General features: G+C 71.9%; 28 protein-coding genes. 12 read left to right on the top strand and 16 right to left on the bottom strand.

Annotated elements, in window-relative coordinates:
- Positions 1 to 89: 89 nt before the first annotated feature.
- The gene (locus BLS95_RS31130) at positions 90 to 536 is read right to left on the bottom strand and encodes a hypothetical protein (RefSeq protein WP_143043931.1); all 447 of its coding nucleotides are present in this window, start codon (positions 534 to 536) and stop codon (positions 90 to 92) included.
- 183 nt (positions 537 to 719) lie between these two features.
- On the opposite strand from BLS95_RS31130, the gene BLS95_RS58200 reads away from it, so the two are divergent.
- From BLS95_RS58200 to BLS95_RS31110, 5 genes are all read left to right on the top strand, one after another.
- On the top strand, positions 720 to 1,049 hold the full coding sequence (locus tag BLS95_RS58200; RefSeq protein WP_245765390.1) for a sigma factor: 330 nt from the start codon (positions 720 to 722) through the stop codon (positions 1,047 to 1,049).
- On the top strand, positions 1,046 to 2,044 hold the full coding sequence (locus tag BLS95_RS31125; protein ID WP_245765389.1) for a sigma factor-like helix-turn-helix DNA-binding protein: 999 nt from the start codon (positions 1,046 to 1,048) through the stop codon (positions 2,042 to 2,044). Before BLS95_RS58200 ends, BLS95_RS31125 begins: the two co-directional genes overlap by 4 nt.
- An 89-nt stretch (positions 2,045 to 2,133) precedes the next feature.
- Positions 2,134 to 2,982, top strand: a complete 849-nt coding sequence (locus BLS95_RS31120) for a phosphotransferase (protein WP_090939366.1) — start codon at positions 2,134 to 2,136, stop codon at positions 2,980 to 2,982.
- 182 nt (positions 2,983 to 3,164) lie between these two features.
- Entirely contained in the window at positions 3,165 to 3,620 is a 456-nt protein-coding gene (locus tag BLS95_RS31115) for a VOC family protein (RefSeq protein ID WP_090939764.1), read from the top strand.
- 184 nt (positions 3,621 to 3,804) lie between these two features.
- Positions 3,805 to 4,575 (top strand): alpha/beta fold hydrolase, encoded by a 771-nt coding sequence (locus tag BLS95_RS31110; RefSeq protein ID WP_090939364.1) that lies wholly within the window; start codon positions 3,805 to 3,807, stop codon positions 4,573 to 4,575.
- A 7-nt stretch (positions 4,576 to 4,582) separates the two neighbouring features.
- Here the strand turns inward: BLS95_RS31110 and BLS95_RS31105 are convergent, their stop codons facing one another.
- The 3 genes from BLS95_RS31105 to BLS95_RS31095 all read right to left on the bottom strand — a co-directional run bounded on the left by BLS95_RS31105 (position 4,583) and on the right by BLS95_RS31095 (position 5,949).
- Positions 4,583 to 4,822 carry a response regulator transcription factor gene (locus BLS95_RS31105; RefSeq protein WP_176993462.1) on the bottom strand — a complete coding sequence of 80 codons (240 nt, stop codon included), beginning with the start codon at positions 4,820 to 4,822 and terminating at the stop codon, positions 4,583 to 4,585.
- Positions 4,753 to 5,370 (bottom strand): ATP-binding protein, encoded by a 618-nt coding sequence (locus BLS95_RS54510; protein ID WP_143043930.1) that lies wholly within the window; start codon positions 5,368 to 5,370, stop codon positions 4,753 to 4,755. The genes BLS95_RS31105 and BLS95_RS54510 overlap by 70 nt, the downstream gene beginning before the upstream one ends.
- 222 nt (positions 5,371 to 5,592) lie before the next feature.
- Positions 5,593 to 5,949 (bottom strand): hypothetical protein, encoded by a 357-nt coding sequence (locus tag BLS95_RS31095; RefSeq protein ID WP_090939355.1) that lies wholly within the window; start codon positions 5,947 to 5,949, stop codon positions 5,593 to 5,595.
- Between the two features lie 181 nt (positions 5,950 to 6,130).
- Between BLS95_RS31095 and BLS95_RS31090 the strand changes: the two genes are divergently transcribed.
- Entirely contained in the window at positions 6,131 to 6,655 is a 525-nt protein-coding gene (locus BLS95_RS31090) for a hypothetical protein (protein ID WP_090939353.1), read from the top strand.
- Positions 6,656 to 6,679: 24 nt separating this feature from the next.
- Here the strand turns inward: BLS95_RS31090 and BLS95_RS31085 are convergent, their stop codons facing one another.
- Genes BLS95_RS31085 through BLS95_RS31065 form a run of 5 tightly spaced genes read right to left on the bottom strand, consistent with a single transcriptional unit; the run spans position 6,680 to position 10,488 of the window.
- A complete protein-coding gene (locus BLS95_RS31085; RefSeq protein ID WP_176993461.1) occupies positions 6,680 to 7,204 on the bottom strand; it encodes a peptidase associated/transthyretin-like domain-containing protein in 525 nt (174 codons plus the stop codon).
- Positions 7,204 to 7,944 carry a protocatechuate 3,4-dioxygenase subunit beta gene (pcaH, locus tag BLS95_RS31080; RefSeq protein WP_090939350.1) on the bottom strand — a complete coding sequence of 247 codons (741 nt, stop codon included), beginning with the start codon at positions 7,942 to 7,944 and terminating at the stop codon, positions 7,204 to 7,206. The genes BLS95_RS31085 and pcaH overlap by 1 nt, the downstream gene beginning before the upstream one ends.
- Positions 7,945 to 7,949: 5 nt before the next feature.
- A complete protein-coding gene (locus BLS95_RS31075; protein ID WP_090939347.1) occupies positions 7,950 to 9,098 on the bottom strand; it encodes a thiolase family protein in 1,149 nt (382 codons plus the stop codon).
- The gene (locus tag BLS95_RS31070) at positions 9,095 to 9,724 is read right to left on the bottom strand and encodes a CoA transferase subunit B (RefSeq protein WP_090939345.1); all 630 of its coding nucleotides are present in this window, start codon (positions 9,722 to 9,724) and stop codon (positions 9,095 to 9,097) included. The genes BLS95_RS31075 and BLS95_RS31070 overlap by 4 nt, the downstream gene beginning before the upstream one ends.
- Complete coding sequence (locus BLS95_RS31065) at positions 9,721 to 10,488, bottom strand: CoA transferase subunit A (protein ID WP_090939342.1); 768 nt, start codon at positions 10,486 to 10,488, stop codon at positions 9,721 to 9,723. The genes BLS95_RS31070 and BLS95_RS31065 overlap by 4 nt, the downstream gene beginning before the upstream one ends.
- Before the next feature lie 114 nt (positions 10,489 to 10,602).
- Here BLS95_RS31065 and BLS95_RS59585 point away from each other — a divergent pair, with 114 nt between their 5' ends.
- Positions 10,603 to 12,081, top strand: a complete 1,479-nt coding sequence (locus tag BLS95_RS59585; protein ID WP_090939339.1) for an IclR family transcriptional regulator domain-containing protein — start codon at positions 10,603 to 10,605, stop codon at positions 12,079 to 12,081.
- Positions 12,082 to 12,493: 412 nt separating this feature from the next.
- On the opposite strand, the gene BLS95_RS31055 is transcribed toward BLS95_RS59585, so the two are convergent.
- On the bottom strand, positions 12,494 to 15,937 hold the full coding sequence (locus BLS95_RS31055; RefSeq protein WP_143043929.1) for a hypothetical protein: 3,444 nt from the start codon (positions 15,935 to 15,937) through the stop codon (positions 12,494 to 12,496).
- 679 nt (positions 15,938 to 16,616) lie between these two features.
- Here BLS95_RS31055 and BLS95_RS55940 point away from each other — a divergent pair.
- Positions 16,617 to 16,955, top strand: a complete 339-nt coding sequence (locus BLS95_RS55940; protein ID WP_090939334.1) for a hypothetical protein — start codon at positions 16,617 to 16,619, stop codon at positions 16,953 to 16,955.
- 90 nt (positions 16,956 to 17,045) lie between these two features.
- Here the strand turns inward: BLS95_RS55940 and BLS95_RS55935 are convergent, their stop codons facing one another.
- On the bottom strand, positions 17,046 to 17,189 hold the full coding sequence (locus BLS95_RS55935; RefSeq protein ID WP_176993460.1) for a hypothetical protein: 144 nt from the start codon (positions 17,187 to 17,189) through the stop codon (positions 17,046 to 17,048).
- Positions 17,190 to 17,338: 149 nt separating this feature from the next.
- On the opposite strand from BLS95_RS55935, the gene BLS95_RS31045 reads away from it, so the two are divergent.
- Both BLS95_RS31045 and BLS95_RS31040 read left to right on the top strand, forming a co-directional pair.
- A complete protein-coding gene (locus BLS95_RS31045; protein WP_090939331.1) occupies positions 17,339 to 18,061 on the top strand; it encodes a hypothetical protein in 723 nt (240 codons plus the stop codon).
- Positions 18,062 to 18,389: 328 nt separating this feature from the next.
- On the top strand, positions 18,390 to 18,905 hold the full coding sequence (locus BLS95_RS31040) for a DinB family protein (protein WP_090939327.1): 516 nt from the start codon (positions 18,390 to 18,392) through the stop codon (positions 18,903 to 18,905).
- A gap of 273 nt (positions 18,906 to 19,178) precedes the next feature.
- Here BLS95_RS31040 and BLS95_RS55930 read toward each other — a convergent pair whose 3' ends face one another.
- Positions 19,179 to 19,352, bottom strand: coding sequence for a hypothetical protein (locus tag BLS95_RS55930; protein ID WP_176993449.1), 174 nt, complete (start codon positions 19,350 to 19,352; stop codon positions 19,179 to 19,181).
- Here BLS95_RS55930 and BLS95_RS31030 point away from each other — a divergent pair.
- A complete protein-coding gene (locus BLS95_RS31030) occupies positions 19,336 to 19,758 on the top strand; it encodes a VOC family protein (protein WP_090939324.1) in 423 nt (140 codons plus the stop codon). The two genes, BLS95_RS55930 and BLS95_RS31030, sit on opposite strands and share 17 nt — an antisense overlap.
- A gap of 242 nt (positions 19,759 to 20,000) precedes the next feature.
- Here the strand turns inward: BLS95_RS31030 and BLS95_RS31025 are convergent, their stop codons facing one another.
- Entirely contained in the window at positions 20,001 to 20,312 is a 312-nt protein-coding gene (locus BLS95_RS31025) for a hypothetical protein (protein WP_090939321.1), read from the bottom strand.
- Between the two features lie 6 nt (positions 20,313 to 20,318).
- Between BLS95_RS31025 and BLS95_RS54500 the strand changes: the two genes are divergently transcribed.
- Positions 20,319 to 20,909 (top strand): hypothetical protein, encoded by a 591-nt coding sequence (locus BLS95_RS54500; protein ID WP_143043927.1) that lies wholly within the window; start codon positions 20,319 to 20,321, stop codon positions 20,907 to 20,909.
- A 77-nt stretch (positions 20,910 to 20,986) separates the two neighbouring features.
- Here the strand turns inward: BLS95_RS54500 and BLS95_RS31015 are convergent, their stop codons facing one another.
- From BLS95_RS31015 to BLS95_RS31005, 3 genes are all read right to left on the bottom strand, one after another.
- Complete coding sequence (locus BLS95_RS31015; protein ID WP_090939315.1) at positions 20,987 to 22,012, bottom strand: trypsin-like serine peptidase; 1,026 nt, start codon at positions 22,010 to 22,012, stop codon at positions 20,987 to 20,989.
- Positions 22,013 to 22,400: 388 nt separating this feature from the next.
- Positions 22,401 to 23,462 (bottom strand): ArsR/SmtB family transcription factor, encoded by a 1,062-nt coding sequence (locus tag BLS95_RS31010; protein WP_245765388.1) that lies wholly within the window; start codon positions 23,460 to 23,462, stop codon positions 22,401 to 22,403.
- A gap of 341 nt (positions 23,463 to 23,803) precedes the next feature.
- Positions 23,804 to 24,460 (bottom strand): TetR family transcriptional regulator, encoded by a 657-nt coding sequence (locus BLS95_RS31005; RefSeq protein WP_090939312.1) that lies wholly within the window; start codon positions 24,458 to 24,460, stop codon positions 23,804 to 23,806.
- Between the last annotated feature and the right edge of the window lie 82 nt (positions 24,461 to 24,542).

Genomic DNA, 24,542 nt, shown 5'->3' with positions numbered 1-24,542 from the left:
CGGCCCGGCCTCGGTCCCCGCCCCGGCCGGGCGGCGGCACCCGCTCGGTCTCAGGGCGACCGCCGTTCGGCGCTCGGCGGCCGTTCGTGTCAGGAGCCCGCGGACTTGCCCTCCGCGGGGCCGGCCGCGGCCCGCTTGATGGCGGTCAGCGCCTCCACCAGCCGCTCCACCGAGATCCCCAGGCCGCTGGCCACGGCGCGGAACTCCGCCGAGTCCCGGTTCAGCCCGCGTCCCCCGCTGGACAGCGACAGGAGCCTCTTCGCGACCGTGGTCGCCTCGTCCAGGCCGATGCCCAGCTCGGCGGCCAGGCCGCGGGCCAGCTCCGGGACCTCGATCTGCGTGCCTCCCTCGGCGCGTTCGCGCTCCCGGACTCCCTCCTGAGCCGCCAGCTTGAGCTTGTCGGCATGCGTGACCACCGATGACCTGCCGCACGGGTCGTCAGCGACCCGCTGCTCGGCGGCGACCGGCGCTCCCGGCCCGACCATCCCGACCACCACGAGCGCCCCGGCCACCAGGGCAGCCCTTCGCCTCCACATGACCTTCCCCTTTCCGCCCCGGCACCGTGGGCCGGCGGCTGGGACCCACCCAACCGGCCCCGCCTTCGGCACACCGTCGGCGAACCTTGGGATTGCCTTAGAAACCGCTTGGAGATCGTTAGAGGGGACGTCGCAACCTTTCGCCCGGTGGGCCGCGTTGGAAACGGGAGAGAGGAGATCACCTTGGATCGTCACGACGACTTCCGGGAGTTCGTGCTCGCCCGCCAGCAGGCGCTGATGCGGACGGCGTACCTGCCCACGGGAGACGCGCACCTCGCCGAGGACCTGCTGCAGACCGTTCTGATCAAGGTCGCCCGCCAGTGGTCCAGGCTGTCCGGGGGCGGCAGTCCCGAGGCGTACACACGGAAGGCGCTCGTCAACCAGTACATCTCCTGGCGGCGCCGGCCCCGGCCGGAGCTGCCGAGCGCGGGGTCTCCAACGACGACACCGCGCTGCACCGCATCGTGCCGCGCCGGGCGCTGGCCAGGCCGGCGCCCAGGCAGCGGGCGGTGATCGCGCTGCGTTTCTGGGAGGACCTGACCGAGGCGCAGACGGCCGAGGTGCTCGGCTGCTCGCCCGGCACCGTCAAGAGCCAGGCCCATCACGCGCCGGCCCGCCGGGCGCAGAGGGTGGACCCGGTGCCCGACCTGCCCGACGCCGCGGTGGGGCCGCTCGGTTACGCCTACCGGAGGCCATGTGGGCGGACGCCGGACTGCGGCGCGGTCGAGTGGCGGGTCGTGACCCGCGACGGCACCACCTACCGGGTGCCGCAGGCGCACGTGGGCACCGGCGACGGCCCGAGCGTGCCCGTCGCGATCAGCCGGGACGGGCACCTGCTCGCCTACTACAGCCGGGCGAAGCAGGCGCACGTGGTACGCGACCTGGTAGGCGGCACGGCGGTGACCTCGCCCGTCAAGATAGGGCCGGAGCGGATCGGCATCGGCTCGATGCTCGCGCTCTCCGACGATGGCCCTTACCTGATCTTCGACCCGAAGGAGGGCACCAAGGACCCCGCGCTGCTGATCGATCTGCGCACCGGCAGGACCCGGCAGGTGAACGGCGCGTACGAGGTGGTCGCCATCAAGGACGGCATCGCCGAGCTGGTCCGCTACCGCAAGACCGACCTGTGGCGGATGCCGGTCACGGAGGGCGGCCGGCCGGTGCGCTTCGACGGGGTGTTCATCATGTTCAGCGAGACCGCCCCGGACGGCCGGACGGTGGCCGCGTTCGAGTTCCCCGAGCACCAGAAGCGCATGCTCACCGTGCTCGACGCCAGGACCGGGCGCACGCTGCGGAAGGTCGCCGTCCGCGGCCTGCCGGGCGCCAAGGGCAGCGGCGTGGTCGGCACCGGCCTGTGGCGCGGCGCATCGGAGGTCACGATCATCTTCCAGCACGAGGGCGGCACCCGCCTGTACGGCGTCGACGTCGGCACCGGCCGGGCCCGCCTACTGGCCGAGTACTCGGACCCGATGAGCGCCCTGGCGCTGCCCGGGATCGCCACCGGCTGAGGCCCGGGCGAAAAGGGCTGGGGCCCTCGGCCCGCGCTCACGTAAGATCACGAGTTCGCCCCTTGCCGACCCTCCGCCCCAGGGAAACGATGAACGCCTCAACGTACGTCGAACCGTCCGAGTCCCAGCCCGAGATCCCGCTCCTCGGCGGTGACGTCACCGAGGGGGTCGTGCGCGTCGGCGACACCGTGCGCCGCCCGGTCGGCTCCAACGCGCCGCTGGTCCACGCGCTGCTGCGTCACCTGGAGGAGGCCGGGTTCGAGGGCGCTCCGCGGCTGCTCGGCATCGACGCGGCCGGGCGCGAGGTGCTGACCTTCGTGCCCGGCGAGGTCGCCGGCCGGCCGCGGCCCGCCTGGATCGCCGACGAGGAGCGGCTGGCCTCCGTCGGGCGGCTGGTACGCGACTACCACGACGCCGTCGCGGGTTTCGTCATGCCCGACGGGATCCGGCCCGACCAGGGGGTCTCCCGGCCGCCGGACCTGCCGCCCGCGCCGCCGTACCCGGCAGAGGTGATGGGACACGCGGACTACACGCCGGACAACATCGTGTTCCGGGACGGCCGGGCGGCGGCGCTGATCGACTTCGACCTCGCCCGGCCGGCCTCCAAGGTGGACGAGATGTACAACACGATGTTGTACTGGGCGCCGCTGGGTGACCCCGCCGACGCCGACCCGCTGCTGCGGGAGGTGGACGTGCCGCGCCGCTGCCGGATCCTGGCCGACGCCTACGGGATGTCGGACGCCGACCGCTCGCGGCTGGTCGAGGTGGCCGTGCTGCGGACGCGGCGCTCGTGGTTCTCGATGAGGCACATCGCCGAGGAACGGGGCGGCGGCTGGGCACGGATGTGGGCGGAGGGCGTCGGCGACCAGATCAAGCGGTGCGAGGCGTGGCTGGACCGCAACGGCGCGGCCATCGACGCGGCACTGACCGCACCCTGATCCCGGCCGCCGTACGCCCGGGAACGCGCGCGGCCCTCCGTTCGCACCCCTGGGTGGGTGAGACGATCGCCACGGTGGGCAGGGGCCGAACCCGGCGAAAAAATTCTGCGAGTGGTGTGTCGATGTGCTGGGGACGTGTTCGACGCGTTGACGAAAGCACAACCGAGATGGAGGGTTGCACCATGCAGAAGGTCACCACGTACCTCTGGTTCGACAACCAGGCCGAGGAGGCCGCCACGTTCTACACCTCGCTCTTCGAGGACTCGCGCATCATCGACGTGCACCGCCAGGGTGAGGCGGGGCCGGCGATGATGGTCACCTTCGAGCTGGCGGGGCAGCGGTTCCTGGCCATGAACGGCGGCCCTCAGTACACGTTCACCCCGGCGATCTCCCTCTACGTGGACTGCGAGTCGCAGGAGGAGGTCGACGAGCTGTGGGCGAAGCTCACCGAGGGCGGCAAGGAGCTGCAGTGCGGCTGGCTGACGGACCGGTGGGGGCTGTCCTGGCAGATCATCCCCAAGGCGCTGCCCGAGCTGCTGACCGACCCCGACCCGGTCAGGGCGCAGCAGGCCATGCAGGCGATGCTGGGCATGCGGAAGATCGACATCAAGGGCCTGCGGGAGGCCGCCGGCCTCTGACGCCGGGCCCCGGATCGTCCGGCCCCGGATCGTTCGGCACTGTGGTGTCCGGCGCCGGATCGTCCTGCACTTTATCGTCGGGCGCTTTGTCGTCGGACCCCGCCTCGTACGGCCCTGTCCCTCCGGCCCGCTCCGGGCGGTGGGGCGGGCGCCGACCGGGGCTGGCCGGACCTGGGAGCTGCGGATGATCAGGTTCGGCTATGCCGACACCCGTTTCGGCCAGATCCACTACGCCGCGTGCGGCACGGGCGAGCCGGTGCTCCTGCTGCACCAGTCGCCCCGGTCCTGGGACGAGTACCGCGAGGTGCTGCCGCTGCTCGGCCGCACGCGGCGGGCCGTGGCGATGGACACGCTCGGGTTCGGCAACTCCGCCCCTCCCCCGCGCCACTCCATCGAGGACTACGCCGCCGGCGTGCTCGCCCTGATGGACGCGCTCGGCCTGGACACGGCCGCCGTCGCGGGGCACCACACGGGCGGGGTGGTGGCGGTCGAGGTGGCGGCGCGCGCCCCCGAGCGGGTGTCGCGGCTGGTGCTGTCGTCCACGCCGATGGTCGACCAAGAGGGCCGGCTGCTTCGCCGCGACCGGCCGCCCATCGACGCCGTCAGCGAGAGCCCCGACGGCTCCCACCTGGCCGCATTGTGGCGCAACCGGGCGCCGTACTATCCGTGGCGGCTGCTCAACCGGTACGTCCGCGACGCGCTCACCGTGCTGCCCGAGGTGGAACGGGGGCACCAGGCGGTGGCCGCGTACCGGATGGAGGAGCGCGTGGGGCTGATCCGCTGCCCGGTGCTGCTGGTCGGGTCCGCCGGGGATCCGTTCGCCTTCCCCGAGCTGGACCGGCTGGCCACCCGGTTGCCCGGCAGCACGCGGGCGGTGATCGAGGACGGGCTGATCCCGCTGGAGCACCGGGCGGCCGAGTTCGCCGCGATCGTGGCGGACTTCCTCGACTCATAGGCGCGCGTCACGGGGCCAGGAGATCGGCGAGCTCCGTCCTGCCGGACACCCCGAGCTTGGCGTAGGCGCGGCACAGGTAGTTGTCCACCGTGCGTACCGAGAGGCCGAGCCTGAACGCTATCTCCCGGCTCGGGCGGCTCGCGGCGGCGAGCAGGACCACCTCCCGTTCCCTCCGGGTCAGGATGTCGGCCAGGTTGGTGGTGTCCAGCAGCGGGGTCCTGGCCTGGGAGCAGTGGCCGCGCAGCACGGCGGCCCGCTCCATCGAACGGTTGGCGAGGATGCGCCGCCCGGCCTGCTGGTGCGTCCTGGCGGCCGCCTCGTCACCAGCCCCTCCTTCTCCAGGGCGATGATCGCGTCGGAGGCGGTCGCGCCCGCCCGCCGGGTGACGATCAGGAAGGCCGGCCCGTGCGTGGCGAGATGGTGGACGAACGCGGCCGAGGCGTGATCCAGCAGGTGCGCGTCGTCCACGACGAGGGCCGTTCTGGGTTCACCGGCGTCGTGGAAGCGGCGGGTGAGCCGGCGCAGGACGGTCAGCCGGCCACCGCTGAGGTCGGCGTCCTCGGGCAGGAGATGCGCGAGCGCCCCGAACTCGATGGTGGCCCCCGCCCTGGTCGCGGCCACCCACTGCGCCGCCGCGCCGAGGCGGGCCTGCGCCTCCCGCGCCAGCCGGGTTCTGCCCAGGCCGCCGGCCCCCACGAGCGCGACGCCGTTGCCGCGCTCCCGGTATGCGCGCAGGATCTCCGTCAGCTCGCGTTCGCGGTCCAGCAGCGGCCAGGTGTCCTGTGCTGAACGCACGGAGTGAACGCTCGTCATCGCACAGACCTCGCATCGGCTCGGCATGTGTTGCGGGCTCCGGACTTCCAGTCATCCATGGGGGCCGCCGCCCTCCTAGATCAAGGGCGCTGATCTACCGGGCGTTCGCCGGCGAGGTGGGTGTTCTGTTGTCGTGAGCACGCACGGTTCGGCCCGGACCCGCCTCCCCTGGCCGGGGCGGCGGGTCCGGGCCGCCGGGTGCCGTCAGAAGGTACGCCGGATGGTCCAGACGTTGTCGTAGATCGCGGTCGGGTGCCCGCAACGCGTCGGGTCCCAGCGGGTGCTGGTCGTGATCCAGCCGGTGGGCCGCCAGCCGCTGCAGACGGTCATGAAGGCGCCGATGGGCTTGTCGTAGTAGGTCTCGATGGTCCACATGTTGTCGATGACGGCGGTCGGGCTACCGCAGCGGGTGGGGTCCCAGTGGTCGTTGGTCTTGACCCAGCCGGCCGGAATGTTCCAGGCGCACACGGTGGCGATCGCGGCGTTGGCCGGGGTGGCGGGCAGCACGAGTAACCCGGCGAGCGCGGCCAGCGCCACGATGCCGGTCTTGAGGCGTTTCACGGTCTCCTTACCTCCTTTGACGTACCCTGACCCATTTCGTGGGGGATGTTATGAACGCGGGTAAGGAGGCGCATAGAGCAAGCGGAGTACCCGGTCGCGGCAGTGGTGGAGTCGCCCGTGACCAGGGGATTTCGCGAAATACCGGGGTGGCCGGGTCCGCGTCCGGGTGGACGCCGGAGTAGTGCCCTTACTCTGGACGGCCGCTTTCGCGTACCGGAGGCTGTGCAGGCGTGATTCGAGACGGGAGAACGCCCATGGCCGAACGCCCCCCGCTCAGCAGGCGAACGTTCCTAGCGGCCGCCGCCCGCCGGCCGAGGCGCCGGCGTTCAACAGCGTTCAGCGCGGGATCGAGACGGTCGCCGCCCGCTTCAACGGGCTCGCCGAGCTGCTGCGCCGCCCCGGCTCCGGCCCCGCGCTGCTGTCCCGGTACGCGGCGCTGGAGCGTGACGACCCCGATCACCCTTCTGGACACACCCCCAGGGGCACGCCGGTCACCGTCATCGTGATGACCTTCGAGCTCAGCCCGGCGCTGATCGCGAGGTACAACGGCCTGGCCGACTTCACCTACATCGACGCCACGCGGGAGACCGACGCGACCCGCACGTACAACTGCCACGCCTACGCCCGGCACTCCACGTCGCCTTCCGGGAACGTGTGGATGGTCGAAGTGGGGCCAGTGGGGGCGCATGCGGCACGCCTGTCATGACAGCCCCTACGACGACTCGGCGATCTATCCGAGGTCGAGGAAGACCGTCTCCTTCTCGCCCTGCAGGTGGATGTCGAAGCGGTGGACGCCCGGGCGTTCCAGCGCGGGCACCAGGGTCTGCCGCCGCTCGGGTGGCAGCGAGTCGAGGAAGCGGTCCTGGCCGAAGTAGATGCGGGTGTAGAGGTGGTGCAGCAGGCCGCGGGCGAAGACGCACACGCTGATGTAGCCGTTGCCGGGCTCCAGCGTCCGCAGCGTCCAGTGCCCGTCGAGGTCGGTGGGCACCCGGCCGAAACCGGTGAACTCCACGCCGTCCCGGCCCAGCACCGCGCCGTTGACCGGGTCGCGCCGCAGCGTACCCGGCCGGCCGCGGAGCTCGCCCGTGGGGCCGGGCTGCCAGAACTCCAGCAGCGCGTCCGGCACCGGGTCGCCCGCGCCGTCGTAGACGTAGCCGTGGACGACGATCCCGCCGGTGGCGAGGTCGCCGCCGCCGGGGAAGGGCAGCGCGAAGCCGTAGAAGGGGCCGACGGTCTGCGAGGGGGTGGGGTTCATCAGCTGTCTTCCCTCCAGGTCGCGGCGGGGCCGTCCAGCACGATGTCCCACCGGTAGCCGAGGGACCACTCCGGCTTGGACAGCTCGTGGTCGTAGGCGGCGATCAGGCGCTGCCGGGCCTGGTCGTCGGTGACCGACTGCATGATCGGGTCGAAGGGGAACAGCGGGTCGCCCGGGAAGTACATCTGGGTGACCAGGCGCTGCGCGAACGCCGTACCGAAGAGGGAGAAGTGGATGTGCGCGGGCCGCCAGGCGTTGAGGTGGTTGCGCCACGGGTAGGCGCCGGGCTTGATCGTGGTGAACGTGTAGCGGCCGTCCGCGTCCGTCAGGCACCGGCCGACGCCGGAGAAGTTGGGATCGAGCGGCGCGGGGTGGTCGTCGCGCTGGTGCAGGTAGCGGCCGGAGGCGTTGGCCTGCCAGATCTCCACGAGCTGGCCGCGTACCGGGCGGCCGTCGCGGTCGAGCACCCGGCCGGTGACAGTGATGCGCTCGCCGAGCGGCTCGCCGAGGTGCTGCCTGGTCAGGTCGGCGTCGAAGGCGGTCACGTCGGTGACGCCGAAGACGGGCCCGGCCAGCTCGGCGGCCTCCGGGTCCTTCAGCGCGACCAGCGGCTGCTTGGGGTGGCGCAGCGCGGTGCTGCGGTAGGGCGCGTAGTCACGGGAGGGGTGGTCCCCGCCGCCGGCCCCGCGCAGCTCGGCAATCTCCCGGTCGATGTCGGCCTGCGTGTGGGGTTGGTGCATGGTGCCTACCTTTCCAGGATGAGGGCCAGGCCCTGGCCGACGCCGATGCAGAGGGTGGCCAGCCCGGTGCCGGAGCCGGCCGCCGCCAGCCGGTGGGCCACCGTACCGGTGATGCGGGCCCCGGAGGCGCCGAGCGGGTGGCCGAGCGCGATGGCCCCGCCGTCCGGGTTGACGATCGCGGGGTCGAGGCCCGGCAACTCGGCCAGGCAGCCGAGCACCTGGGCGGCGAACGCCTCGTTCAGCTCGGCCGTCGTCAGGTCGCCGAGCTCCTTGCCGGCCTTGGCCAGGACCTTGCGGGTGGCCTCGACCGGGCCGAGGCCGAAATAGCGGGGCTCCAGCGCGCAGGCGGCGCTCGCGGTGATCCGGGCGAGCGGCTCGCGCCCGCGCAGCCCCTCCTCGTCGGTGAGCAGCAGGGCGGCGGCGCCGTCGTTGAGCGGGGAGGAGTTGCCCGCGGTCACGGTGCCGTCCTGCTTGCGGAAGGCGGGCTTGAGCCGGGCCAGCGCCTCCATGGAGGTGTCCGGGCGGATGCCCTCGTCCCTGACCAGGTCGCCGACGGGGACGATCTCCCGCTCGAACGACGCCTTGGCCGCCTTCTGGTGGCTGGCCAGCGCGTACGCGTCCTGCTCCGCGCGCTCGATCCCGTACCGGTCGGCGATCAGCTCGGCCCCCTCGCCGAGCGCCACGGTGTGCTCGGGCGGCATCTTCGGGTTGACCAGCCGCCAGCCGAGCGTGGTGGAGACCAGCTCCTGCCCGCCGGCCGGGAACGCCCGGTCGGGCTTGGGCAGCACCCACGGGGCGCGGGTCATGGACTCCACCCCGCCGGCGATCACCGCGGAGGCGTCACCGAGGGCGATGGCGCGGTAGGCCTGGATGACGGCCTCCATGCCGGAGCCGCACAGCCGGTTGACCGTCGCGCCGGGCGTGGTGACCGGCAGCCCGGCCAGCAGCGCGGCCATCCTGGCGACGTTGCGGTTCTCCTCGCCGGCGCCGTTGGCGTTGCCGAGCACCACCTCGTCCACCGTCTCCTGCCCGTTGCGCTCGGCGACCGCCCGCACCACGTGCGCGGCCAGGTCGTCGGGGCGTACGCCGGACAGCGCGCCACCGTAGCGGCCGAACGGCGTGCGCACGGCGTCCACGACATAGACGGTTTTCATGCCTTCACCTCCGCGTCGGTACGGCTGCGCAGCTCGGCCACGCTCACCCCGGGTGCGGTCTCCACCAGCGCCAGGCCGTTGCCGGTGACGTCGAGCACGCCGAGGTCGGTGATGACGCGGTGCACGCACCCCTTCCCCGTCAGCGGCAGCGAACACCTCTCGACGATCTTCGGCGAGCCGTCCTTGGCCGTGTGCTCCATGATCACAATCACCTTGCGGGCGCCGTGCACCAGGTCCATCGCCCCGCCCATGCCCTTGACCAGCCTGCCCGGCACCATCCAGTTGGCCAGGTCGCCACCGGCCGAGACCTGCATCGCGCCCAGCACCGCGACGTCGATGTGGCCGCCGCGGATCATCCCGAACGACAGCGAGGAGTCGAAGAACGAGGCCCCCTCCCGTACGGTCACCGTCTCCTTGCCCGCGTTGATCAGGTCCGGGTCGAGCGCGTCCGGCGCCGGGTAGGGGCCGACGCCGAGGATGCCGTTCTCCGAGTGCAGGACCACGTCCACGCCCGGCGGCAGGAAGGAGGGGATGCGGGTGGGCAGGCCGATGCCGAGGTTGACGTAGTCGCCGTCGCGCAGCTCGGCCGCCGCCCGCGCGACCATCTCGTCCCTGCTCCAGCTCATGACGGGGCTCCTTCCACGGAGACCGTACGCTTCTCGATCGCCTTGTCGGCGGCCTGCTCGGGGGTGAGCACCACGACCCGCTGCACGAACACACCCGGCAGGTGCACCTCGTCGGGGTCGAGCTCGGTCAGCTCCTCGACCTCGGCGACCGTGATCCGCCCGGCCATGGCGGCCAGGGGGTTGAAGTTGCGCGCGGCCTTGGCGAAGACCAGGTTGCCGTGCCGATCCCCCTTCGCCGCCCGGACCAGGGCGAAGTCGGTGGTGATGGCGTGCTCCAGCACGTATTCGCGGCCGTCGAACTCGCGCACCTCCTTCGGCTGGGAGGCCTTGGCGATCGAGCCGTCCGGGTGGTGGCGCAGCGGCAGGCCGCCGTCGGCGACCGGCGTGCCGACTCCGGCGGGGGTGTAGAAGGCGGGAACGCCCGCGCCGCCGGCGCGCAGCCGCTCGGCCAGGCTGCCCTGCGGGGTCAGCTCGACCTCCAGCTCGCCCGCCAGGTATTGCCGGGCGAACTCCTTGTTGTCGCCGATGTAGGAGGCGGTCACCCGGGCGATGCGACCGGCCGCCAGCAGCACGCCCAGGCCGCCGCCGTCGACGCCGCAGTTGTTCGACACCACGCCGATGCCGGTGACGCCGCTGTCGTAGAGGGCTCGGATCAGGATGTTCGGGATGCCGCTGAGGCCGAAGCCGCCGACCGCGAACGACGCGCCGTCGCGCACGCCCGCCAGCGCCTCCTCGGCCGTCGCGACCACCTTGTCTCTCCGCACGACGCTCCGTTCAGCCAATGTGTTCGCTCAGCGAACTTAAGTTCGTTATTGTGCGATCGAGTATGTTCACGCGAAGGCGCCCGTGTCAAAGCACCTTCGCAAGAAAGGGGATCGATGGAACCGGCCGGAACCCTGGAGCGCGGGCTGATGGTGCTGCGCGCCTGCGCCGCCGCCCCAGGCCGGGGCACCCGCGCCACGGACCTGGTCCGCGCCACCGGCCTGGCCCGCGCCACGGTCGACCGGGCGCTGGCCACCCTCGCCGGGCTGGGCTACCTGCGGATCGACGGGCGCGACGTGCTGCTCGCGCCGCGCCTGATGGAGCTCGGCGAGGCCTATCTGACCTGCGGCGGCCTGCGCGACGCGCTCGCCCCGGCGGCCTGCGAGCTGGCCCGCGAGCTGAAGGAGTCGGTGTCGCTGGCCGTGCGGGACGGCGACGCGGTGCGCTTCATCGCGCAGTTCGCCCGGCGGCGCACGATGTCGATCGTCTTCCGGGTCGGCGACCAACTGCCCGCCGACCGGTGCGCGGCCGGGCTGGCGCTGCTCGACCCGGCAGCGCCGTGGGCCGAGGACGATCAGCTCATCGAGCCGGGGCTGATCGCGGTCGCGCTGCCCGTACGCGGCCCGGACGGCAAGGCCGCCTGCGCGCTGAGCGTGGTCAGCCACACCAGCAGGCACACGGTCGCGGGGCTGGCCGCGTACGCGCTGCCTCGCATGCGGGAAACCGTCAAGCGCATGGAGGCCGCACTGGCCGGCCCGCCGCCCGAGCCCCGCCCGGCCGCCCGCGCCCCCGACCCGGGCGAGGGCGGCCTGCAGTCGCTGGCCCGGGGCCTGGCGGTGCTGGTCGCGCTCGGCTCGGCCGTCGGCGGGGTGAGCCTCGCCGGCGCCGCCCGGGTCACCGGCCTGCCCCGCGCCACCGTGCGGCGGGCGGTCCACACGCTCGAACGCCTCGGCTACGCCGCCGCCGACGGCAACCGGCACCTGCTGCTGCCCAAGGTGCTGGAGCTCGGCTACGCCCACCTGTCGGCCCGCACCCTGGGCGAGATCGTCCAGCCGCACCTGGCCGACCTGGTGGCGCGGGTGCGCGAGTCGGCCTCGGTCGCGGTGCTGTCCGGCGACGACGTCGTCTACGTGGCCCGGGTGCCCACGGTGAGCATCATGAGCGTGAACATCACCGTCGGCACCCACTTTCCCGCCTACGCCACCTCGATGGGCCGGGTGCTGCTGGCCGACCAGCCCGCCGAACGGCTGGCGGCGATCGTCCCTCGGCCGCTGTCGCGCTACACCGTCACCTCCCCCGCCGAGCTGGCCGCCGCCGTCCGGCAGGCCGCCGCCGACGGCTACGCGCTGGTTGACCAGGAGCTGGAGGAGGGGGTGCGCTCGATCGCGGTGCCCGTACGCGGCCCCGGCGGGCGGACGGTGGCGGCCGTCAACGTCGCCACCCACGCCAGCCGCGCCACCCCGGCCGACCTGCTGCGCGACGTCCTGCCCGCGCTGACCGAGGCCGCCACCCGGATGGAGGCCGACCTGGCCCACCTCCGCGATCCCACATGGGACGACGCCGCACCGCCGGGCGATCTCCCGGCCACGTTCTGACCCCCGGGCCGCGCCTGCCGCCCGCCCGGCCACACCACACGGCGAACTTTGCAACAACAGCCCCGCAGCCCTCCGACCCTTGAATCCGCCTTCGGCTTACCTACGGCGCCGACGGTCGCCACCACCGCGCAGATGTGGGTGGCCGTCACCACCGGGCCCGATGACCGGCACCACACCGGGGGCACCCCCCGGGGAGACAGCCGTCACCACCGGAGGGGAAGACGGCCGTCACCCCCAGTAGTCGTTACCACCGGGGCCGATAGCCGACACCACCGGGGTCCAAACCGTCGTCACCGGGGTCTGACCGTCACCACCGGGGTCTGAGCCACCACGGGGCCGATGGCCGTCGCCGCTGGGCCGCTGGGCCGACTTCGTCACTCGACCCGGCGCGCGCCTTTACGATGTAGATCAATCACCTAGGTGCGGCGATCAGATGCCGTAAGCGCCGCGCCTCCTGCACAAGCCTGCTCGACCCCTTGCGGGCCGCCACCGCCTCCACCTCCGGCACCTCCGCCCGTACTCCCGCGATCCTGGCCGCCCGAGCACCGGCCGCCAGCAGGTCGGCGGCCCCGGCCCGCGGCCGCTCCCCTTCCGCGGGTAACAACCCCGGCAGCACCCGTACGACCACCTCCCACACCACCTCGTGGGCTCCGGCCTGTGTGGCGTCGTCGAGCACCGCGACCACCCGGTTGAGCTTGAGGAAGTCGGCCCGTACCAGTGCCGTCACCGCCTCCGCCAGCGCCGCCACCGGCACCTCCCGCCGCGCCGCCAAGGTGAGCAGCGCGTCGGTGGCAGCGGCGCGGTCGGCGGCGTTCTCGTGACCCATGCCGCAGGCCAGCGCGTGCGCCATGCCCGTGCCCAACGGGCCGTCGCCGTGCACCACGCTCGCCAGCACCGCCGTCTGGCCGTCGGCACTCGTCATCGACGCCGGCAGATAGCAGGACAGGTGCGCCGCCACCAGCTCCCGATGCGAGGGCAGGACAAGGGGCCACCAGCCGAGGGTGTACGTGTGGCCGGTCTGCAGCTCGAACAGCCCCCGAATCGCCGCCGGTAACTCAGCAGGCGGCGGGGCGAGCTCGGCCCACAGACCGGCCCGGCCGTGCTGCGCGCGTACGAACACGGTCACCCGGGGATCGGCCAGGCCGCCGCCGCGCATCCAGGCCGCGCACGTCCGCCCCGCCTCCGAGGTCAGCCGCCCGGCCCGCCGAACGTAGGCGGCACCGACCTCACGTGGCAGCCGGAGCAGTGCCTGAGCCAGGTCGGCCGGCAGCGCCGCGACCCCGCCGGCCTCCAGCAGCTCGATCCGGTCGAGCAGCACCCCGGGATCGACGTGCCCGGTGCCCCGCGTAGGCGTGGCCAGCAGCACCGGGTAACCCGTGCCCTGCTCGAACGCCGTCACCAGCTCCCGCGCCCGCTGCAGGTAGATCCGGTCAAGCGCCCCGGGAGCCCGTGGCCGCCACCGCTTCGTCGTGCTCTCCGCCGAAAGAGCCTTGCTGTTGTCCGGCGAGGCGAACGCCAGGAAGGCCCGGCGCACCACGGCCACGAGCCCCTCGTCGATCTCGCTGCCGTAGTGCCCGTAGTCCTCCGGATTGAACGGCCGCCACCAGGCCCGCAACGCTTCGCGCAACGCCCAGGGCGCCCGGTGCGACCATTCCGCCAGCCCGGCCAGGAGGCGTTCGTAGGCGTAGACGTCGGGCGGCCAGTCGAAGTCGGCGATCTCACGGGCGAGCTCCTCAGGGGAGGCGACGGGCCCAGGCAGCCCCACCACGCCCCCGCCGGTCACCGCGACCACGCCAGCCCCACGCCCCCGTATCAACGAGGCCGCACCCAACACACCCCCACCCGCCCCCAACGTGCCCGTACCCGCCACACGTCCACCCACCAACGAAGCCGCACCCAGCACGCCCCCACCCGCCAACGTGCCCGTACCCGCCAGCCCCCCACCCACCGACGGAGCCGTGCCCGCCACACCCCCAGTCACCAACGAACCCCCACCCAACGCACCTTCGCCCAACACGTCTTCGCCCGCCAACGAGCCCGCTCCGGGCACACCCCCGCCCACCAACGGGCCCACGCCCGGCACACCCCGAGCCGCCAGCGGGGTCACGCCTGGCACACCCCCGACCGTCCGTGGGGTCGTGTCAGGCGGCGACGGTGTCAATGCGGAAGTGTGCGACTGCGACTGGACGACCGCCCCGACAGGGACTCCCTCAGTGGGGGCTGCCCCGGCGGCAATCGCCCCGACAGGAGCTGCCTCAGTGGGGGCTGCCCCCACGGCGATCGCCCCGACGGGGAGCACCCCAGCAGGGGCCATCCCAACGGGGAGCACCCCAGCCGGGGTCGCCCCGGCGTGAGGCGATGCACCGTGAGACGACGCAGCATGAGACGACGCAGCGTGGGACGACGCAGCATGAGGCGACGCAGCGTGGGCCGCCTCCGCAGCGGCCCCGTCCCCGTACACCGCCGCGATCAATCCCCGGAGCTCCGCCGGCAGCGCACCCGCCGCCTCCCTGACCACCTCGCGGGCGTCCGGGTCGGCCTGCGGTGCGACCGTGAGGGCCAGTCGCACGGCCTGCTCCTGCAGGGCGAGCATGTCCTGCGTGAAGATCGACGCCATCGCCCGCAGCACGGCCGGCACCCGCCCGGCGTCGCGCAGCACGGCTTCGCCCGCCCAGGTGACGAGCGCGCGCAGCAGCTTCTTCTCCGGCCGGAACGCCAGCGCCGCCACCGCCTCGGCGAACAACTCCTCCGCCAGCCGCCCCGACTCCTCCAGCCGCCGGAGCTGCGTCAGCGCCAGATCGGCCACCGCGACCGGCCCGGCGGGCAGCAGCCTGGCGTAGTCCGCGGCGCGGCAGGCCGCCTCATCGAGGTCGAGATCGAGCCGGTCATGCAGGACCGCGAACGGCACCGGTGCGGACGCCCCGTCCCGCAGCAGCCGCCGTACCACCCCGTCGATCACCGCGGCCCGCTCCAGCAGCCCGTCCGCCACCAGCCGGACGACCGACTCGACCGTCCTCCACAGGTCAGCCGTGGCCAGGCCGTCGATCTCGAAGATCCGCCCCCGGTAGGCGGCGAACAGCGGATCGCCCGCGGCCGTGGCCGGGCTCAACGCGCGCAGCCAGCCCGCCATGAACGCCGCGTCGTCCGGCGGCTCGATCCCCGCGTCCCGAACCAGCTCCGCGGCCAGCATCCAATGCCGCAACTCGGGCAGCCGCACCCGGACGGCCACCCGGCGCGCCAGGTCCGCCCGCCACCCCGCCGGCCGCTGCCGCAGCAGGCCGAGCAGGCAGCCGGGATCGTCGTCGGGCGCCCACCGCAGCTCCCGCCGGAACAACCACTCCGCCACCGCGGCCGGTCCGCCCAGGCAGGCGACCCCCGCCACCAGCAGCGGCGCGCACTGCTCTGGCCAGCCCCACCAACGCCCCACCCGACCCTGCTCGGCAACGTAGCCCGGCAGGGCCGCCGCAACCACCTTGCGCCCGCCCGCATCCAGCTCGGTGACCACGCGCAAGGTCCCCGCCGTATCACCGGCCCTGACGAGCTTGAGCAGCCCGTCCCACACGTTAGGATCCGTCCCTCGGCGTCCCTTAAGACCCGCCGCCCGGCGTCCCTGCAGGCCTGTCACCCGGCGACCGCTGGAGTCCGGCACCCGGCCGCCGTTCGCATCCGCCGCCCGACCACCGTTGGGATCCGTGGCTCGGCGTCCCTTGAGGTCCGCCACCCGACCGCCGTTCGGATCCACCGCCTGGCCACGCTTGAGGTCCGTCACCCGGCGGCCGCTGGAGTCCGTCGCCTGGCGGGCGTTCGCATCCGCCGCCCGGTCGCCGTTGGGGTCTGCCGCCCGGTAGGTGTTCACGCCCGCACCGCCGAGGGCCGGCCACACAGGGATCGGGCATGCGAGCACGCCACCGTCGCGTCAACCATGGCGGGACCTTATCGGGCCGCTCCGACAATCCACGGATCACGACGCGAGCCCCCGAATCGACGCAGCTCGCGGCCACGAAAGGCCAGGCCCCGACGGGGCTACTTGGAATGAATAGCCGCGCAGGCCCTGGGGTTTCGCGGGTTGCGCATTACGGGCGTCCGTGCGTCGGATGTGGAGCCGGGCCGCGCCAGTTGTGCGCCCCGATGTCGGCTCCGCTTCGAATCCCCCCGCGGCAACGCGAGGCGCTGGGGTGGAGGGCTGAGGGGTGCGCATACGTCCGGGCCGCGGCGGGTCACGGCTCCTGGGGGACGAGTTTGCGCCGGTCCACCTTGCCCGTCAGGTTTCGCGAACAGGCCGCCGAGGCCGTCGCCCCGGGCCGTCAGCGTCAGTCCGCCGCCCACGAGGACCCGGCCGACCTCGCCGGTCGGCTGCTCCGCCCCGTCCTGGCCCGGGATGCGGACGGTCGTCCCGCACGGCGGGCGCCCGACGGGTGTCCGGGGCGGCGCGCAGGTCGGCGGAGGTGGCCAGGGCCGCCCAGCCGACCTCGGTGGAGTTGTAGAGGTTGTTGAGCTCCTTGCCGTTGGTGTCCCGTTGAAGGCGCGAGGGCAGGGTGCAGCACCGAGCCGCCGGACACCACCGCCCGCAGGTCCGGCAGCGCGCTCGGCGGCGGGGCCAGCAGGCACTCCAATATCGCCGGTACGGCCACCAGCGCCCCGGCACGTTCGGCCGCCAGCACGTCGAGCACGGCCTCGGCATCGAAGCGGCGCATGAGGACGACCGGGCAGCCGAACACCAGCGCGCGGCCCCGTACCAGAGCAGTGCGAGGCCGTGGAACAGCGGCGGCGCGATGAGCATCGGCTCGCCACCGCACGGCGGGACGGTGGTGAGCATCGAGACGAACGGCTCGACCAGCGCGGCCGCCGAGGTGCGCCCTTGGGCGCGCCGGTGATGCCGGAGGTGAGCAGCACCAGCCGCCCCGGCCGCCGCGACACCGGAGCGGGGGCCGGGGCGGCCGCCATCAACTCCTCCAGATCGCCGGTCAGGGGGCCGTCGAAGTCACGGACGGGAGGCCCGGCGCGGCGAGCAGCACCCGCACGTCCTCGCACCGCAGCACGTCACGCAGCCGGGGGCTGGCCGGCCCGATGTCACCGGGACGCGGTAGTCCCGGCTGGTGCCCCGTCATGTCCAGGCCGGGAAAGCTCCGGCCTGGACATAAAAGCGAAAGCGGTCACGCTCTGCGACGAGTTCCGCACGTTCGCATGACGGCACCCTCGCGTGCGGGAGACCATCGAGGGACACCCGCATCCCAGCCTTCGGTGAAGGAGACTCCGCATGGTCGAAGTGGTCAACTGGGTCGCCGACCGCTACCAAAGCCTCCAGGGATGGGCGCGAGAACGGTTCGCTGATGATCCACGCGAGGCGGAGATCGCCAAGTACTCGGTCCTCGGCGTCTGTGTTGCGGCCGTGGCCCTCCTGGTGATCGCGATTCTGTGGCTGGCAGTAGCGGTGCTGGGCGCCCTCGTCGAGGGTGTGTCCAATGGCCTGATCACCGGCGGGACCTGGGCTCTGGAACGGGTGGGCGACTGGCACCTGACGGAGGTCGTCACCACGCCGGTCCATGCGTACATCACCGCCCACGCCGCCGGCCTGCCCACGGGGGCGGAGGTGATCTGGTCGGCCTGGGCGCTGAGCGGGCCGATCCTGTGGCTGCTCTGCTGGCTGACGGGCTCCTCCTGGAGCGCCCGGCTGGCCTGGGTCCTGTACGGCGCCGGCACCGTCGCGATGGTCTACAGCGCCAGCCCGGCCAACGGACGCATGCTCGCCGCAGGCATCGCCGTCCTGTACTGGGGCGTGCTGTCGGTGTTCGCCTTGCGCGGCATTCGCCGCCGGCCCACGGTGCACGTCCACCCGGCTCAGGCCCCCACCACCGCCCTGGAGCAGTTGCGTACGCGCCTGGACGAACAGTTCGGCGAAGTCCACGCGCGCTTGACCAGCATCGAGGCAGCAGCCAACGACGAACTCGCGGCCCGCAGAGCAGAATCACGCGATCACTGATTCGCAGACCGGCGGGTGGTCCGGTTCACCAAGGTCTTCAACTGACCGCGCCCCGGCCCTCGGCGATGGGTTTCTCTCGGAGGCATTGCCTGGTCGTCCATGGTGTTCCCCGCGTTGACTTCCCATTAAGACAACGGCGAACAGCACGAAGCCCCGGCCAGGCGAGGTGCGGCCCGATGTGGACAGCAAAGACGCGCAAGCCATCGGCCTGGCCGCAGTGACCGCAGAACGCCGCCGCGCCGACCACGCCCAGCCTGGCTGGTCGCCTCGCCGACCTTTGCTAGACAGCCGGAAAGCCATCATCGTGGCGGCGGTAGCATCGCCCCTCATGAGCATTCCTCGCATACGCCCGCCCTTCGTCGCCGACGAACGCACCCAGCTCGTCGGCTGGCTCGACACGCAGCGCGCGATCGTCCAGTGGAAGTGCGAAGGGCTGTCGGAGGAGAACGCCTACCGGCCGGTGCTGCCCACCTCACCACTCATGACCGTGGCGGGCCTGGTGTCACACATGCGCTGGACCGAGCACTGCTGGTTCGAGGTGATCTTCCTGGGCCGCCCCGCCAGCGGCAATCCGCAGTTCGACGAGAGCGTGGACGACGCCGACATGCGGGTCAAGGACGTCCCGCTGGCGCAACTCCTCGACGAGTACGAGCGCCAGTGCCAGATCTCGAACGAGATCGTCGCCGCCCACTCGCTGGACGACGTGGGCAAGCACCCCGACTACCGCTCGTCCGCAGCGAGCCTGCGCTGGATGCTGATCCACATGGTCGAGGAGACCGCCAGGCACGCCGGCCACCTGGACACCATCAGGGAACTGATCGACGGCGAGAAGGGCTATTACTGACCGCCCGCCGGAGACCGACCGCGCGTGAAAGCTAATCAGGCGCCCTGGGCAGGAGCATCTAGGCAGTGCGAATGCGCAGCACCACCCTCTACAAGCTGCTCGCGCCGCTGACGGTGCTCACACACACCTCTGTCCTGGGCGCGCTGCCCCTGCCCGGCCGGGTTCGGCATCGGCGTGGTCGCAGCCATCATGGGAGTAACCGGCGGCACGATCGTGCTGTTCCACTCCGTCGACATCAAGACCACCGGCTGCCTGTCCCGACGGGAACCCGGATCAGGGAATCGACAGGTCGAACGGATGGCCGGCCGGGTCGGCCAGCGTGATCCAGGTGGCACCCGCTGGCGTGCCGTGAACGCTCCTCACCTGGTCGCGCTGGTCCGCGCTGGCGCGACCTTCATCAACGGCAAGCTCGTCTGGAAGGGGTCGCGGCATGAACGGCAAGGCCACCACCGGAATGCTGCACCACGTCGAGATCTGGGTCCCTGACCTGCAGCGCGCCATCGCCAGCTGGCAATGGCTGCTGCAGGCGCTTGGCTACGTACAGTTCCAAGACTGGAACGATGGCCGGAGCTGGCGTCTGGGGGCCACCTATGTGGTTCTGGAACAGTCACCCGCACTCAGCGCCGATCGGCACGACCGCTGCCGCCCGGGCTTGAACCACCTGGCCTTTCGCGTGGGAAGCCGCGCCCAACTCGATGCCCTGGTCGAACAGGCACCCGCACACGGGTGGACCTTGATGTTCCCCGATCGTCACCCTTACGCCGGCGGAAATCAGCACTACGCCGCCTACCTAGAGGACCGAGACGGCTTCGAAGTCGAGCTGGTCACTTCCGACGTGTCAGCCCAACCTTGACGATCGACGTCCGCAGCGCCATGACACTGCACATCTGCTGCCTCTGGCCACGCCGCGCTGGTGGCGGTTGGTACGTGAATCGCGTGCTGTGGAGGAGGTGTCGCTGACGTACCTAAGCGCGATTGCCGTGAAAAGAGTAGGCCTCGTCTGCGGCGGGCTATCCAGTCGGCGTCTGGGCGTCCCGGCCTCGGCCAGTTATTCGGAGGATGCCCCGCACCGGCCGGTTTTCTCCTCCTGCTGGTTCAGCTGTGGCCGCTGGCCTCCCAGGTGCTGGTGAAAATGCGGAGCGCGAGCCCGTAGAGCAGCCCCGGCGGTTGCGCGACCGCGCACAGCGAATTGCGGCCGTGTTGCATGGCGCCGTACAGGGTGATGTACGCGACCTCGTCGGTCAGGATGATGCGATACAGGTTCGGCAGGTCGTAGATGCGCGGTTCGACGACGTCCAGGTGCAGCGCGACCTCACGCACGTACTCCGCGTTGTTACGTACCTGCTCCAGCAGCATGCCCGGTCGAACCGTACGCAGCCGCATGGCGGCCAACGGGCGGTTCAGCATCTTGACATGCCGACGGCTAAGTGGATCAATGACGGACTTGTGCGCATCCTTGCAGGAACACTGGTTGTCGTCTCCATGGTCGCCGGGTGCTCAAGCGACCCTGTCGACGCGACATCGCACGTCGCCCTCTCTTCGCCCACGGCCGCGAGTCCCGAACCGAGCGTGGAGACCGTAACTCCGTCGCCGCGGGCGACGCCGAACCCGGCACCGCTGACCATGGATCAGGCGGCCCGGCGTTATCTGGGCATCGTGCGGCCGTACAACATCGCGCTCGAGCGACTCGAGCAGGCGATCAACGGCGGCCAGCCTGTCGCGACGCTACGCCGCCGAGCGGCGCAGGTCGCCACCGCGAACAGGACACAGATCCGGCGTCTGACCGATACCGCCTGGCCCAGGGCTGTGCGTGGGCCAGTGGGGCAGCTCAAGGCCGAATCGCTGAAGGCGCAACGGCACTGGCTCCTGGCCGCGCGTGCCGGCGCCCGCGACGCGCTCATCCAGGAGGTGCTGAACGCCGCCCGTCACGACGGGAAACCGGCGGTGGGAAAGATCCGCACCCTACTCCGCCTGGAGCAGTACGACGAAGACGACTATTCATGACCGTCCAGCAGCGTTTCGTCCTGTCTGATCCCGCTCCCAGGCAAGCCGGGAGCGGGGCGGTTGATGACGGTTACCGTCTATGCGATGGAGCCGGTCCAGACAGCGGCAGCGGCACGGTAGACCACGCTCACCTGGCCGTCGAAATACGGGGAGATGCCGGTGTCGTAGCGGTCGTCGCCGTCGGTGTCGGCGACGCTGATCGTGACGCCGTTGAGGTAGCCGGCACGGTTGTCACTGCCGTATCGGTACAGCCATGAGGAGCCGAGGGCGCCCTCACCGGTGAACGGGGACTCGACGCCGATGGGCTGGTTCATGGGGAGGTCGGACAGCGTCATGGTGGACGTGGGTCCGGTGGACCATTCGAGGTCCTGGCCGGTGTAGGGGCGTCGCCCGTCGGGGTTGGGGCCTGCCGGGTAGCCGAAGACGTCGATCGTGGAGGGTACCGGCTGGTTCCAGGCGAAGCCTTGCCCGCCGACGTTGTCGACCAGCCTGCCGGCGTCGGTCAGCACGCCGGAGGAGGAGACGACGCCGCTGAAGACGTTCACGAAGGCGAAGTCGCGGCTGTAGTCGGTGTACGTGTAGAACTCGTAGTGGGTGGAGGCCTGCTTTCCGACGTACAGGCCCCACGGGGTGGCGCCGTCGGCGTAATCGGGAACGAAGACCCAGTTGGCGACCGTGGTGCCGTTGGAGCGGAACACGCAGTGGCCGGCCGTGGCGACGAGATTGCGATATAGCGACTGCAGGGCGGTGCCCGTACACCAGTACGGCTGCCCGTCGGCATCGACGAAGAACACCTTGCCCGTGGTCGTGGGCGTCTTCCCCTTCGGCTCGGTCGGGCCCAGAGCCGGCGCGGTGAGGCCGGGCTTGCCATCCGGGACGACGGGGATGGAGGCGCGCTCGCCGTGAACCTCGGTCTGCACGGCGTAGGGCGTGGCGTTCTTCAGGTTGGCGGCTCCGTCGGCAAGCCAGAACCACGCCACTTGCTTGGCCACGTCCGGACCCGCAACGAGTTGCCGCGTCGCCACATCATCGGCGTGAGCCGGCGCGGCTACGAAAGCAGAGGTCAGCAGGGCAGCAGTTAATACAACCAGCATTCGCTTCATGTCTCAGCTCCTTGGCATGTTCGCGCTTGAATAACGACAATTCGAACAGCCGATCGCCACCGAGGAGCGAGACTAACCATCCACCTGACGGCGATCATCGGGTTTAGTGAGCCATCCGCTCCTCGGCGACGGACCACCTCGGTGGACACGCCCCGCCGGCTGCGACCCCCACCCGATCAGGTTCCGTGGGCATACAGGGTCTCCAGGAGGCTTGACGCAAAGCGTGGCGCTGGGCCGATCGTGCGGTTAGGACCGAAGTGGTAGAAGCCCCGCCGCCACGATGGGGCGGGCGGCGACCCACGCCGTACGTGGTGGAGGTCGGGGCGAAGTCGGCCGGCTCGATCAGGCTTCCGATCAGCGGGCCCACCAGGTCTCACGGGAGGCGGTCTCACGACGGTTCGAGCAGGCCCGTGCCCAGCGGTGTCAGCAGGTGCAGCACCGCAGGGCCCCGGCGTACGCTCCTGACCAGGCCCGCCTCTCGCAGTACCTTCGCGTGCCTGCTGGCCGCCGCGATCGACACTCCCGCCCGGCGCGCCAGCTCCGTGGTGGTGGCGCCGCCGCGGGCGGCCTGCAGTACGGCGGCGCGCGAGTCGCCGACCAGCGCCTCCAGCGAGCCGGGGGCCCGCGTGCCCGGCGTCCAGCGGAACGCCGCGTCGATGGGGTAGACCAGCACCGGCGACAGTTCGGGGTCGGCCAGGGCGACCGGCACGCGGCGGCAGAAGTAGGACGGCACCAGCCGCAGCCCGCGCCCGTGCAGATGCAGGTCGCGGTCCAGGGTGTAGTCGACCTCCAGCACCGGCGGCCGCCAGCGCATCGTCGGCCGCAGGCCGTTCAGCAGAGCCTCGACGCCCCCGCTGAGCAGGTGGCCGACGCGCCAGGCGCGGTCGGCCTCGACGGCCGCCCTGATGTGCTCGCCGTGCGGCGCGATGGCCGCGCCGTAGTAGTCGCTGAGGGCCGTGGCCAGCCCCTCCACGGACGTGACCTCGCCGTCGCCCAGCCCGCCCACCCAGCCGGCCACCGGCGCGTAGCGGGCGAGCCAGCCGAGCTCCCACCGGAACCTGCGGCGCGGCGTGGACCGTAACGCGCTCAGCCCGGCCTCCAGCCCGTCCCGCGCGGCCTCGGGCGTGAGGAAGTCCGGGAAGTACGGGCCCTCCGGCGCCAGCGCCATCAGCCAGCGCACGCCCGCCCCCATCCGGGCCACCCGCTCGGGGCTCCTGCGCAGGCCGCGCTCCCACGACCGGTACGCCAGCGCCTTGTCCCGGTCGCGCAGCCGGAACCGGCTGAGCACGACCTCCCACAGCGGGTCCGCGGCGGCGGCCATGGTCGTGCGCGCCAGGTCGTCGGCCGTGAAGTGGATGCGCAGCAGCCCCACGACTTCCTCTTCCCCGAACGCGATGACAGAGGCCAGCAGCGGGTTTTCACCCGGCTGCAAAGGGTCTGGAAGGGGCATCGTACCAATCGCAAGGATTCGATCATCAATGTCGGAACGTTCCCCCTCGGCCCATGGACACCGGGAGACCTCGATCCAGGGCCGCGTCGCCCCTCAACCCCCTGCCAGCACACCGGTGCGGGCCGGGGACTCATCTAGATCCACCTGAACGTCCGGACGCCGAACGGCTCCGGAACCGGCTGGACGCGGTCGTTACAGGGGCCGGCCGCCCACAGCCGCACCTCCCGATCCCTTGCGGGAGGTCCCGCCGGGCGTGCGGTGGCCGGTCGCGACGACCGCCGTCCTGGCGGAGCCCCTCAACGGCGCGATGCCCGGGCCGGGTTCGCGTCCAGCACGGCCGGTCAGGCTCGTGCGCCAGCGCCGCGCAGGTAGGCCACCGCCATCTCGCCGACCATCCGGCGCAGCCGGGCGCGGTGCTCCCCCGCCGTCATGTCGCGCCCGAACAGCGCCCCGAACGTGTGCTGGTTGGCCACCCGGAAGAAGCAGAACGAGCTGATCATCATGTGCACGTCGATGGCGTCGGCCTCGGTCACGAAGTCTCCGGTGGCCCGGCCCGCCGCCAGGATGCGGGAGATGAGGTCGAGGACCGGGGTGCCCAGGTTGGCCAGGACCTCGGACTTGCGGATGTGCTCGGCCTGGTGGATGTTCTCGATGGCGACCAGCTTGATGAACTCGCGGTGCGCGTCGTGGTGGTCGAAGGTCAGCTCGGCCAGCGTGCGGATGGCCTCGACCGGCGCCAGGTGCTCCACGTCCAGCGTGCGCTCGACGTCGCGCACCTCGGCGTAGGCCTTCTCCAGGACGGCGATGTAGAGCCGCTCCTTGCTGCCGAAGTAGTAGTAGATCATGCGCTTGGTGGTGCGCATCAGCTCGGCGATCTCGTCGACCCTGGCCCCGGCGTAGCCGTTGCGGGCGAACTCGCTCCGCGCCACGGCGAGGATCTCCGCCCTGGTGCGGTCGGCGTCACGCTGGCGTGCCCTGGCGGCCGGCTGCGAGGTCATCGCCCCATGGTAATGACTTCCCGCTCTTGACACCGGCCGCGCGCGCCTTGCAGCATTGCCGCAACGTTAATTAACTATCTAG

The organism is Nonomuraea jiangxiensis, assembly GCF_900099965.1.
GTDB lineage: Bacteria > Actinomycetota > Actinomycetes > Streptosporangiales > Streptosporangiaceae > Nonomuraea > Nonomuraea jiangxiensis.
This window is presented reverse-complemented; position numbering and strand designations above follow the sequence as displayed.